The 12,217-nt window shown below is 67.6% G+C and carries 8 protein-coding genes; 5 read left to right on the plus strand and 3 right to left on the minus strand.

What is annotated here, in order from left to right; genetic code table 11:
* Nucleotides 1–74 precede the first annotated feature (74 nt).
* The 3 genes from JYG32_RS32530 to JYG32_RS32540 form a co-directional block, all read right to left on the minus strand.
* Nucleotides 75–761: a DUF4286 family protein gene (locus JYG32_RS32530; protein ID WP_213266347.1), complete on the minus strand. Its 687-nt coding sequence runs from the start codon at nucleotides 759–761 to the stop codon at nucleotides 75–77.
* Nucleotides 762–861: 100 nt separating this feature from the next.
* Nucleotides 862–1,908 carry a LysR family transcriptional regulator gene (locus JYG32_RS32535; RefSeq protein WP_213266348.1) on the minus strand — a complete coding sequence of 349 codons (1,047 nt, stop codon included), beginning with the start codon at nucleotides 1,906–1,908 and terminating at the stop codon, nucleotides 862–864.
* 196 nt (nucleotides 1,909–2,104) lie between these two features.
* Nucleotides 2,105–2,896, minus strand: a complete 792-nt coding sequence (locus tag JYG32_RS32540) for an SDR family NAD(P)-dependent oxidoreductase (RefSeq protein WP_213266349.1) — start codon at nucleotides 2,894–2,896, stop codon at nucleotides 2,105–2,107.
* Between the two features lie 430 nt (nucleotides 2,897–3,326).
* On the opposite strand from JYG32_RS32540, the gene JYG32_RS32545 reads away from it, so the two are divergent.
* The 5 genes from JYG32_RS32545 to ypfJ all read left to right on the plus strand — a co-directional run bounded on the left by JYG32_RS32545 (nucleotide 3,327) and on the right by ypfJ (nucleotide 11,966).
* Nucleotides 3,327–5,471, plus strand: coding sequence for a hydantoinase/oxoprolinase family protein (locus tag JYG32_RS32545; RefSeq protein ID WP_213266350.1), 2,145 nt, complete (start codon nucleotides 3,327–3,329; stop codon nucleotides 5,469–5,471).
* Nucleotides 5,472–5,482: 11 nt separating this feature from the next.
* Nucleotides 5,483–7,807: a hydantoinase B/oxoprolinase family protein gene (locus JYG32_RS32550; protein ID WP_213266351.1), complete on the plus strand. Its 2,325-nt coding sequence runs from the start codon at nucleotides 5,483–5,485 to the stop codon at nucleotides 7,805–7,807.
* Between the two features lie 40 nt (nucleotides 7,808–7,847).
* Nucleotides 7,848–8,354, plus strand: a complete 507-nt coding sequence (locus tag JYG32_RS32555; RefSeq protein WP_174382837.1) for an acetone carboxylase subunit gamma — start codon at nucleotides 7,848–7,850, stop codon at nucleotides 8,352–8,354.
* Nucleotides 8,355–8,702: 348 nt separating this feature from the next.
* The gene (locus tag JYG32_RS32560) at nucleotides 8,703–10,727 is read left to right on the plus strand and encodes a sigma-54-dependent Fis family transcriptional regulator (protein ID WP_249744804.1); all 2,025 of its coding nucleotides are present in this window, start codon (nucleotides 8,703–8,705) and stop codon (nucleotides 10,725–10,727) included.
* Between the two features lie 357 nt (nucleotides 10,728–11,084).
* Nucleotides 11,085–11,966, plus strand: a complete 882-nt coding sequence (gene ypfJ / locus JYG32_RS32565) for a KPN_02809 family neutral zinc metallopeptidase (protein ID WP_213266352.1) — start codon at nucleotides 11,085–11,087, stop codon at nucleotides 11,964–11,966.
* Nucleotides 11,967–12,217 lie beyond the last annotated feature (251 nt).

Genomic DNA, 12,217 nt, shown 5'->3' on the forward strand with positions numbered 1-12,217 from the left:
GAGAACGGGATGAAACGCAGGGCCGACGCGTCGGCCGCGTGCGGAAGCGGCGCGGCCGGCGTCGGCATGGGCGTTCAGGCAGGTAGTGCGGCGGTGGCCGGCTCGGCCTCGGAGCCTTGGCGCGCAACCGGCAGCGGCGCGGCGGCGCGCCACAGCAGGTCGAAGGTGCGCACGTCGTCGTGCCCGGCGAGCGCGGCGGCCACGCGGCGCGACGCGGCCGCGTCGCTGCCTTCGATCAGCACGAGCGCATCGGCGGCCGGGCGGGCGGCCGCAGCGGCGCCGATCGGCGCGGACAGGTCGGGTGCGGTGCAGAACAGTCGCGCGGCGTGGATGCCCGGTTCGCGCAGCGCTTCGTCGAAGCGCGCGCGCAGTTGCGGCACGTCGATGCGATCCGGCGGCAGCACGAACAGCGCGAGATGCGCGCCTTCGCCGTCGCCGGCCTCGAGCGTCAGTTCGCCGACGCGCCGCTGCGTGCCCGTCATCCGTTCGAAGTTCGCGAGCGACCACGCGGTCTGCTGCGTGAAGGCGCGCCGGTACGCGTCGCCACGGAACACGTCGAGCGTGTCCGTCACGTACAGCGCGAGGTACTTGCGCGGGCCGCGATCGGTCGTACGAAAGCGCCGCGCATGCGTGAAGCCGGGAATCGCGACTCGTTCCTGCATGTGCTCGCGGTCGTACCACGCATTGAAATCGGCTTCGTGCGCGGGGTCGATATCCGTCCAGACGCAAAGCTGGCCGTGCGGAAGGGAAAGGCGGGTCATCGCGGGGTTCCTCGTGACGGGGGTGTGCAGGAACCGCAGTTTCCCGAAGACGGGCCGCGCCCGTCCAACAAGAAAACAAATTCGCGGTGAACAGGTTTTCTTATGAGCGGCGCGGGCGGCGTTTGGCCGGCGTGGCCGCGGGTGGCGCGGATTTCGCGGTGCGCTTCGCAGTTGCCTTCGTATTTGTCGTTGTTTTGGCGGCCGTACGGGCGGGCGATGCGTCGACGGGTTCGAGGTCGGCCGGTGCGGCCGGCTTCGCGGTGCTCGCGGCGGCGGCCATCGCGCGCGCGACCTCGCTTGCCAGTTCCGCGATGCGAGCGGCGACCGGCAGGCCCTGGCTGCGGTACGTCGCGACGAGCGGCAGCGCGGGGAATTCGGGTTCGACGTCCAGCAGTTCGAGCGCGCCTTCGTGCAGCTCGCGCCCGATGATCGCGGGCGGCAGCGCGGCCACGCCGAGGCCGTCGGCGACGAGGCGGATCATCGCGGCGACCGACGTGATGCAGTTGATGCTGGCCGGCCGCTCGACGGCCGCGAACAGCCGCTCGATCGTCGCGTGCGGCCCCGAATGGCGCGAGAAGCTGATGATCGGAAATTCCGCGAGGCGCGCGACGTCGAGCGGCTGGCCGCCGAGCCCGAGGCGCGGGCTTGCGGCCCAGCGCACCGGGAATTCGCACAGCGGCAGGTTGGTGAAGTCGGGGCCCGGCACCGGGTCGGTCTGCAGGATCAGGTCGACGCCGTCGGTGCTGAGCAGGCGGATCAGGTGCAGCGTCGTGTCGCTCGTGATCTCGACGTCGAGCCGCGGATAACGCTCGCGCAGTTGCGCCATCAGCGCCGGGAACCAGCTATGCACGATCGACTCGATCACGCCGATGCGGATCAGGCCGGCATCGCTCGCTGCGTCGATGTCGCGGCGCATTTCGCCGTCGAGCCGCACGATCCGTTCCGCATAGGCCAGCATGCGCCGGCCCGCGGGCGTGAGCGTGGCCGAGCGCGTGTTGCGGTCGAACAGGCGCACGTCGAACGCCTCTTCGAGCGACGCGATGCGGCTCGACACGGCGGCCTGCGTCGTGTGCAGTTTTTCGGCGGTCAGCCGGAAGTTTTCCAGCTTCGCGAGCCAGACGAAGGTTTCAAGAAACCGGATGTTCATCGATGTCCGAACGGTGAGGCGGCGCCGGGCAGGGTGGCGCGGTCGGTCGATGGTAGCGGATTTTCGGGGCGGAAAACGAGCGGGCGGTGCGGAGAGCGCGCCGTAGCGGGTGCCGGGACGGGCGGCGAAGCGCCGGCGGACCTGCACGGAACGCCGCCCGCGGCGATCGGTCACGCGGGCGGCGTGACCCTGCGCATCAAAGCTTGTCGAACGCGAGCGTCGGCACGTCGACGACCGTCGCACCGCCGTCCGCGACGAGCGTCGCGCCGGTCACGAACGACGCATCGGGCGACGCGAGGAACGCGCAGACGGCCGCGATTTCGTCCGGATCGGCCGCGCGCCGCAGCGGCACGTCGGCGCTGACGCGTGCGTATGCACCGTCGAGCGTGTCGCCATGCGCGGCCATCAGCGGCTCCATTTCCGCGTCGGCCATCGGCGTGCGGACCCAGCCCGGGCATACGGCGTTCGCACGCACGCCGTGCGGGCCGTAATCGCGCGCGAGCGACCGCGCGAGCCCGAGCAGCGCGTGCTTGCCGACCGTGTAGCCGCACACGCCTGGCCCGGCCGCGAGCGCCGCGATCGACGCGACCAGCACGATGCTGCCGCGCCGCGCGATCAGGTCGGGCACGCACGCACGCGCGCTGACGAATGCGGTGTCGAGGTTCGCGTGCATCGCATCGCGCCACTGCGCGTCGTCGGTTTCGTCCGCGCGGCCGACGCCGTGGCCACCGGCGCACGCGACGAGCGCGTCGACGCGGCCGAAGCGTTCGGCGATCCGCGGCAGGAAGCCGGCCCAGTCGGCGGTGTTCGCGGCGTCGCCGGCCAGCGCGAGGCCGCCCGTTTCGGCGGCCAGCGCGTCGAGCGGCGCCTGACGCCGCCCGATCAGCACGACGCGGTCGCCGCGGCTGGCGAAGCGGCGCGCGCACGCGGCGCCGATGCCGGTGCCCGCACCGGTGATCGCGATCGTGCGGGGTGGTGGATGCGTCATGTCGTGCTCCGGAAGGGTGTCGTTGCCGGTCACTTTAGGCGGCGCGGGCGAGCGCCGGTATCAGCCGAAAGGATGAACGCGAATGAGGGATGACAGCCGGCGACGACGCGACGCCGCACGGCGAGGCGCTCGCGTTGCCGCCGTTCCGGATCCGGGGCGAGCGTGCAACGCCCGCCGGTGGAGCCGACTGATATTCGGACGCCAGACCAGTCCGGAATCCGGCCGTTCGCCGGTGCGTCACCGACCCGACGCAACCCGCTCCATCCGATGAGCGCCCCGCCTGGCTTGGCCGGGCCGCGCCGACCGGCCGGATCCGCCGAATGGCACGGTTGTTGCCTCCTTGCAGATGAGCCGACGCCCGGGATCGAACGATGACCCCGCTCGAACCGGAACGCGGCTCATCACGACTTCAATCATTGGAGACATCACCATGGAAGGACTTTCGCAAGTCCAGGTCTTGGGCATCGACGCGGGCGGCACGATGACCGACACCTTCTTCGTGCGCGAGGACGGACGGTTTGTCGTCGGCAAGGCGCAAAGCAATCCGGAGGATGAGTCACTCGCGATCTTCAACTCGTCGCAGGACGCGCTCGCGCATTGGCAACGCGACGTCGACGACGTCTATCCGGAACTCGTCACCTGCGTGTATTCCGGCACGGCGATGCTCAACCGCGTCGTGCAGCGCAAGGGGCTCGACGTCGGGCTGCTCGTCAACAAGGGCTTCGAGCACGTGCACCTGATGGGGCGGGCGATCCAGAGCTATCTCGGGTACGCGCTCGAAGAGCGCATCCACCTGAATACGCACCGCTACGACGAGCCGCTCGTGCCGTTGTCGCGAACGCGCGGCGTCACCGAGCGTACGGACGTCCAGGGCGAGATCGTCATTCCGCTGCGGGAAAACGAAGTGCGGCAGGCCACGCGGGAGCTCGTCGCCGCCGGCGCGAAAGCGATCGTCATCTGTTTTCTCCAGTCGCACAAGAACGCGGCGAGCGAGCGCCAGGCGCGGGACATCGTGCGCGACGAGCTGGCTGCGCGCGGCGTCGATCTCCCGGTGTTCGCATCGGTCGACTACTACCCGCAGCGCAAGGAAAGCCACCGGATGAACACGACGGTGCTCGAAGCGTATGCGGCCGAGCCGTCGCGGCAGACGCTCAGGAAAGTCAGCGACCGCTTCCGCAAGCACGGCGCGAAATTCGACCTGCGCGTGATGGCGACGCACGGCGGAACGATCAGCTGGAAGGCGAAGGAACTGGCGCGCACCATCGTGTCGGGGCCGATCGGCGGCGTAATCGGCTCGAAGCTCCTCGGCGAGGCGCTCGGCTACGACAACATCGCATGCTCGGACATCGGCGGCACGTCGTTCGACATGGCGCTCATCACGAAGGGCAAATTCGCGATCGCGTCCGACCCGGACATGGCGCGCCTCGTGCTGTCGCTGCCGCTCGTCACGATGGATTCGGTCGGCGCGGGCGCCGGCAGCTTCGTGCGGCTCGATCCGTACAGCGGAGCCATCAAGCTCGGGCCGGACAGCGCCGGCTATCGCGTCGGCACGTGCTGGCCCGACAGCGGCCTGACGACGGTGTCCGTGTCCGATTGCCACGTCGTGCTCGGCTACCTGAATCCGGACAACTTCCTCGGCGGCCAGATCAAGCTCGACGTGAATCGCGCCCGCGAGCACATCCGCGTGCAGATCGCCGAGCCGCTCGGACTCTCCGTGGAGGATGCGGCGGCCGGCGTGATCGAGCTGCTCGACCTGCAGTTGCGCGAATACCTGCGCTCGAACGTCAGCGCGAAAGGGTACAACCCGACCGAATTCGTGTGCTTCTCGTACGGCGGCGCGGGGCCGGTTCATACATATGGCTACACCGAAGGTCTCGGCTTCAAGGATGTCGTCGTGCCGGCGTGGGCGGCGGGCTTCTCGGCATTCGGCTGCGCGTGCGCGGATTTCGAGTATCGCTACGACAAGAGCGTCGATCTCGCGCTGCCGCAGCTCGCGTCCGACGGCGAGAAGGCGCGGGCCGCGCAGACGATCCAGAAGGCATGGGCCGAACTGACTGCCAAGGTGATCGACGAGTTTCGCATCAACGGCTTCAGCGAGCGCGACGTGATCCTGCGGCCAGGCTTCCGGATGCAGTACATGGGCCAGCTCAACGACCTCGAAATCGAATCGCCGATCGCGGGCGCGTCCGGTGCGGACGACTGGGACAAGATCGTGACGGCCTTCGAAGACACCTACGGCCGCGTGTACGCGAGTTCCGCGCGCTCGCCGGAGCTGGGCTTCTCGGTCACGGGCGCGATCATGCGCGGCATGGTCGTCACGCAGAAGCCGGTATTGCCGGAAGACCCTGTCGCCGGCCCCAAGCCGCCGGCGGACGCGCGTGTCGGCACGCGGCGGCTGTATCGGCACAAGCAGTGGCATGACGCGGCGATCTGGCGAATGGAGTCGCTCAAGCCGGGCAACGAGATCACCGGGCCCGCGATCATCGAATCCGACGCGACGACGTTCGTCGTCCCGAAGGGCTTCGCCACCACGCTCGACAAGCACCGCCTCTTCCATCTCAGCGAAGTCAAGTAAGGAGACATGCGATGAACATGATGTCCAGCCAGGAAGTCGGCTTCGCCGATCTGCTGAAGAACGGCCAGACGCTCAAGCAGTTTCGCGACGGCATTCTCGAGCGCACCGCGCAAACCGGCCATTACAACGGGCTCGAACGGCTCGCGCTGCGCGAGCGCGATCCGATCCGCTACGAGAAGATGTTCTCGAAGCTGCGCGGCGGCCTCGTGCATGCGCGCGAAACGGCCAAGAAGATTGCGGCGAGCCCGATCGTCGAGCAGGAAGGGGAGCTGTGCTTCACGCTCTACAACGCGGCGGGCGACTGCGTGCTCACGTCGACCGGGATCATCATCCACGTCGGCACGATGGGCGCGGCGATCAAGTACATGATCGAGAACAACTGGGAAGCCAATCCGGGCATTCAGCCCGGTGACATGTTCACCAACAACGACTGCTCGATCGGCAACGTCCACCCGTGCGACATCGCGACGATCGTGCCGATTTTCGCGCATGGCAAGCTGGTCGGCTGGGTCGGCGGCGTCACGCACGTGATCGATACGGGCGCGGTGACGCCGGGCTCGATGTCGACGGGCCAGGTGCAGCGTTTCGGCGACGGTTACATGATCACGTGCCGCAAGACAGGGGTGAACGACACGCCGCTGCGCGACTGGCTGCACGAGAGCCAGCGCTCGGTTCGCACGCCGAAGTACTGGATTCTCGACGAGCGCACGCGTATCGCCGGCTGCCACATGATCCGCGATCTGATCGAGGAAGTGATCGACGAGGAAGGCCTCGACGCGTACGAGGAATTCAGCTTCGAGGTGATCGAGGAAGGACGGCGCGGCCTGCAGACGCGCATCAAGGCGATGACGCTGCCGGGCAAGTATCGCAAGGTCGCGTTCGTCGACGTGCCGTACAACCATCCCGACGTGCAGACGTCGTCGGCGTTTGCGAAGCTCGACTCGATCATGCATTCGCCGGTCGAGATGGAGATCCGCAAGGACGGCTCGTGGCGTCTCGATTTCGAAGGCGCGAGCCGCTGGGGCTGGCACTCGTACAACGCGCACCAGGTCGCGTTCACGAGCGGCATCTGGGTGATGATGACGCAGACGCTGGTGCCGACGCAGCGTATCAACGACGGCGCGTATTTCGGCACCGAATTCCACCTGCCCAAGGGCGCGTGGATGAACCCGGACGACCGCCGCACCGGACACGCTTACGCGTGGCACTTCCTGGTGTCGGGCTGGAGCGCGATGTGGCGCGCCCTGTCGCAGGCGTACTTCAGCCGCGGCTATCTCGAGGAAGTCAACGCGGGGAACGCCAACACGTCGAACTGGCTGCAGGGCGGCGGGATCAACCAGGACGGCGATATCCATGCGGTGAACAGCTTCGAGGCATCGTCGTGCGGCACCGGCGCGTGCGCGATCAAGGACGGCCTGAATCACGCGGCCGCGATCTGGAACCCCGAAGGCGACATGGGCGACATCGAGATCTGGGAGATGGCCGAGCCGCTGCTGTACCTCGGCCGCAACGTGAAGTCGAATTCGGGCGGCTACGGCAAGTACCGCGGCGGGTGCGGATTCGAGACGCTGCGCATGGTCTGGAAGGCGCAGGACTGGACGATGTTCTTCATGGGCAACGGCTACATGAACAGCGACTGGGGCCTGATGGGCGGTTACCCGCCCGCCACCGGCTATCGCTTCGAAGCGCATCGCACGGGCATCAAGGAACGCATCGCGCTCGGCGAGAGCCTGCCGCTCGGCGGCGATACGAATCCGGACCTGCCGGATTACGAAAACCACCTGAACGCCGGCGCGGTCGTCAAGCGCGACCAGCAATGCATGACCACGGAGGACTGCTACAGCAACTACGATCTCTACCTGAACTACCTGCGCGGCGGCCCCGGCTTCGGCGATCCGCTCGACCGCGAGATCGACGCGATCGAACGCGATCTCAACAACGCGGTGCTGCTGCCCGAATACGCGCAGAAGGTCTACGGGGCGGTCGCGACGCGGGATGCCAACGGCATCTGGACGGTCGATCCGCAAGCGAGCGCGCTGCTGCGCATCGAGATCCGCAACGCCCGTCTCGCACGCTCGCAACCGACCCGCGAATGGATGAAGGGCGAGCGCGAGCGGATCCTGCTCAAGCACGCATCGACCCAGGTGCAGCACATGTTCGCGACGAGCTTCGGCCTGTCGACGAAATTCGAGCAGCAGTTCCGCGCGTTCTGGGAGCTGCCGGACACGTGGACGCTCACCGAGGACGAGCTCGACGTGCCGACCTACGGCTCGAAATTCCGCATGGACCTGTCGAAGATGCCCGACGTCAATACGGTGGTGCTGGTCGAGGAGTGAGCCGGACCCAGCGCACTATCACCCACATGGAGGACTGGAGATGTCTACCTACACGAAGGAACAGATCAGGAACATGGTCGACGGCAAGCTCGACTGGGACACGACGTTGCGCATGCTGTCGATGCCGAAGGACGGCGAGCGCTTCCGGATGTATGTCGATGCGCTGCAGCGGAAGCTCGGCTGGAAGGACCGCATCGTGCTGCCGCTCGGCCCGCACCTGTACATCGTGCAGCAATGGGCGACGAAGCACTGGGTCACGCAGTGCGACTGCGGTCACGTGTTCTGCGATTACCGCGACAACTGGAAGCTGCACGCGAACATCTTCGTGCGCGAATCCGACGAGGCGATGGACGAGGTCTATCCACGCCTGATGGCGCCCGACACGCAATGGCAGGTCTATCGCGAATACTACTGCCCGACCTGCGGCGCGATGCACGACGTCGAGGCACCTACGCCGTGGTACCCGGTCATTCACGACTTCGAACCCGACATCGATGCGTTCTACGCGGAATGGGTGAAGCTGCCGGTTCCGGAGCGCGTGCAATGATCTGACATTTGAGGCTGCCTGCGGGGCTCGGCGTTCGCCGGCCTCGCTTCGGCTTCGTCCGCGGGAAGCGTTCGATTTCCGGCCGTTCGATTTTCGAACGGCCGGTTTCTTTTCGGCCATCGGTTCTCGACGGCGTGTCGGGCCGCGCGACGCCGTGCGGGCGACCGCTTGCTGGCGCGCGCATTGCTTGCAGTGGTTGGTGTCCGGCCGGCCATCGAGGCGCCGGGACGGAGTACGATAGTCGCTACGCTCGCCGCCGGCTGCGGTCGGGCGCCCCACAAAGTCGACCAAAAGGCCGCTGCGACGGCCTTGCGGTTCGTGCCGTCACGAAACCGCCAGGAGACAGACATGCAACAGAGAGGCACGCCGATGGACTGGTTTCCCAGTCCACACCATGACGCGAGCATCATGGCCGCATGGGAGCATCTGGTGACAGGCAGCGAGTGGCGTTCGCCCGACGTACGCGGCGTGGTCGACGATTCGTGGCAGCGCTGTCTCGTCAGCCGCGTCGATCCCGGCGTCGACCGCGCGCCGCCGCCGCTCGATGAAGACGGGCTCGTGCAGTGGCGCACGTCGAACGGTCGCCTCGTCGATGCGAGTCTGCCGCTGATGCAGCAGACCCGGGATTTCCTTTCGCAGACGGGCACGGTGATGCTGCTGGCCGATCCGAGCGGGATGATCCTCCAGCAGGAGGGCGACATGCGGATCGTCGAGCCTGCGCGCGAGGTCGGCCTCATTCCGGGCTGCGAGTGGACCGAGCTGAATTGCGGCACCAATGCGATCGGCACCGCGCTCGCGCTCAGGCAGCCGGTCCAGATCCATGGCGCGGAGCACTTCTGCGCGGGCATCAAGCGCTGGACCTGCTCGGCGACCGTCATCCAGGATCCGCGCGACGGGCACGTATTGGGCGTGATCGACATTTCGGGGCTCGCGCAAACCTATAACCCATACAGCCTTGCGCTCGCGGTATCGCTTGCGGGCCGTATCGAAAGCCGGCTCGCGAAGGAGGGCATGGCGCGCCGCCTGAGCCTGCTTGACCGCTGCGCGTCACGCTTCGGTGCGTCTTCCTCCGATGCGGTGATCGTCGTCGACGAGCGCGGCCGACTCGTCAAGGCCAACGCGCAGGTCGTTCCGGTGTTGCGCCGGCTCGGATTCGATATCCGGTGCGACGCGGCGTTCGTGCTGCCCGAACTCGAACACTACGCGGGCGACGGCCGCCTGTCGGCGAGCGCGCCGGCATGGCTGTCGCGCAGCCACATCGAAACCGTGCGTGACGGCGCGGACGTGCTCGGCTACATGATCGTGACGCCGGGCATCGCGAATCCCCGCGGGGCCGTCCCGATCGCGCGCGGACGGGAACGGCACGGCGGCGAGCCGCGAGGGTTCGAGCGCATCGTCGGCGACAGCGCTGCATTGCGGCAGGCCGTGAATCGTGCGCGCCAGCTCGCGCCGTCCAGGGTGCCGGTGCTGCTGCTCGGCGACACCGGCGTCGGCAAGGAGCTGTTCGCGCAGGGTATCCATCAGGCGAGCGATCGCGCCGACGGTCCGTTCGTTGCGCTCAACTGCGGCGGGTTGTCGAGAGACCTCCTTGCCAGCGAGTTGTTCGGCTACGCGGAAGGCGCATTTACCGGCGCACGCAAGTCCGGTGCGGCGGGCAAGATCGAAGCGGCCGATGGCGGCACGCTGTTTCTCGACGAGATCGGGGAAATGCCGCTCGACATCCAGCCGCATCTGCTGCGCGTGCTGGAGGAGAGCGAAATCTATCGCCTCGGCGAGAATGCGCCGCGCAGGGTGAATTTCCGGCTGGTCGCGGCGACGCACCGGGATTTGAAGGACGCCGTCGCGAAAGGCCAGTTCCGGATGGATCTGTACTACCGGATCGCGGTCACGACCGTGTCGATTCCGAGCTTGCGCGAGCGTGGCGAGGACCTGCCGGCGCTGATTGCGCATTGGCTCGGGCATCTGTGCGAGTCCTATGGCCTCTCCCCGAGGTCGTTCGACGACGATGCGTACGCGCGCCTGTTGCGCTATCCGTGGCCCGGCAATGTGCGCGAACTGCGGAACGCGATCGAGGGGGCGCTGCTGCTGTCGGACAGCCCGGTGATCAAGGCCGACAAGCTGCCTGCCGAGATCGGCGCGGGGGCGCCGATCGATGCGTGCGCCGCGCGGCCCGCCGACGCGCTCGCGCCGGATGCGGGCGACTCGTTGAAGAAGGCCGAGGCGGAATCGATTCGCCGCGCGCTTGTGCGTCATGCCGGCAACCTGACGAAGGCGGCGAGTCAGCTCGGCATCGCGAAGAGCACGCTCTATGAAAAGATCCGCAAGTATCGCTTGCTCGACGCAGTGAGCGACGGCCGGGGGCGCGCGAAGTAAGTCGCGGCTGGCCTGCCCGTGCGGCGGGCGGGCAAGCCCGTTTTTCTCCCTGGTCATCTCGTCCTCCCGGGCCGCACGTGCCGTCATTTTGCAAAGAATGACGATGTCGCCGGCCCGGTCGCTCTATGCTCCTTATTTTTGCGATAAGAGACACCAAGGTCGGCAAAATGGCGCGTGCGCCGGCTTGTCATCCGGGTGCCGCGTGCGTCGTGTATCGACAGGTCTGCACGGATTGCACGACCGGCCGGGCGGTGCCGCCGTGCGGTAGCGAGCCGGACGCTGCCCGTCGCAATGGGAATCAATCGTCTGCCGGGGGGCTGTCCGGTCAGCACAACGACAAGGAAGGGAGGGCCGGCAATGAGGCTGGACGACGAAAGAGAAAGCATGAACGTCGAGGATCGCCGCGGCGCCGGCGGTTTCGGCGGCGGGCGCGGCGCGACGATCGGCATCGGCACGATCGTGGTCGCGCTGGCCGCGTCGTATTTCTTCGGGATCGACCCGCGCGTGGTGCTCGAAGGCGCATCGGCGCTGCAGGGCCGCCAGCAGCAGGCGCAGCCCGCGCCGGCGCAGCGCCAGGGCGCGCCCGTGAACGATCCGGGCTCGGTGTTCACGCGCAAGGTGCTCGGCAATATCGAGCGCACGTGGACGGGCGTGTTCAACACCCAGTTACATGCGCAGTACGAGCCGCCGAAGCTCGTGATGTTCACGAACTCGACGCCGACCGCATGCGGCACGGGCCAGACGGCGATGGGGCCGTTCTACTGTCCGGCCGACCGCAAGGTGTATATCGATCTCGGCTTCTACGACGAGCTGCGCAAACGCTTCGGCGCCGGAGGCGATTTCGCGCAGGCTTACGTGATCGCGCACGAGGTCGGCCATCACGTGCAGAACCTGCTCGGCATTTCCGACAAGGTCGACGCCGCGCGCCGGCGTTCGAGCCAGGCACGCTCGAACGCGCTGTCGGTACGGATGGAGCTGCAGGCCGACTGCTTCGCCGGCGTGTGGGCGAACAACGCGCAGCGCGCGAACCAGCGGCTGATGGAGCCCGGCGATTTCGAGCAGGGGCTGAAGGCGGCGGCCGCGATCGGCGACGATCGGCTGCAGCAGCAAGGGCAGGGCCATGTCGTGCCGGAGAGCTTCACGCACGGCACCAGCGACCAGCGCGTGTACTGGCTGCGGCGCGGGATGGAGGCGGGCGAGGTGAGCGCCTGCGACACGTTCGCCGCGAACGCGCGCTGACAGAAGGCGCGCATCGTCGCGCCCGCATCGTCCCGGCCAACCCGCCACACCCGCCACACCGGCTGAACTGGCTGAACTGGCTGAACTGGCTGAACCGGCCACACCGGCTGAACCGGCTGAACCGGCTGAACCGGCTGAACCGGCCACACCGGCTGAACCGGGACGATTTGCCGATTTGTGCTCACCGGCGCTTTTCGGCGCCGGTAGGCTGGCCCGAACTTCGATGCGTTCGCCCGCCAGCCGACTCCACC

Source organism: Burkholderia pyrrocinia, assembly GCF_018417535.1.
In the GTDB taxonomy this organism is placed as follows: Bacteria; Pseudomonadota; Gammaproteobacteria; order Burkholderiales; family Burkholderiaceae; genus Burkholderia; species Burkholderia pyrrocinia_E.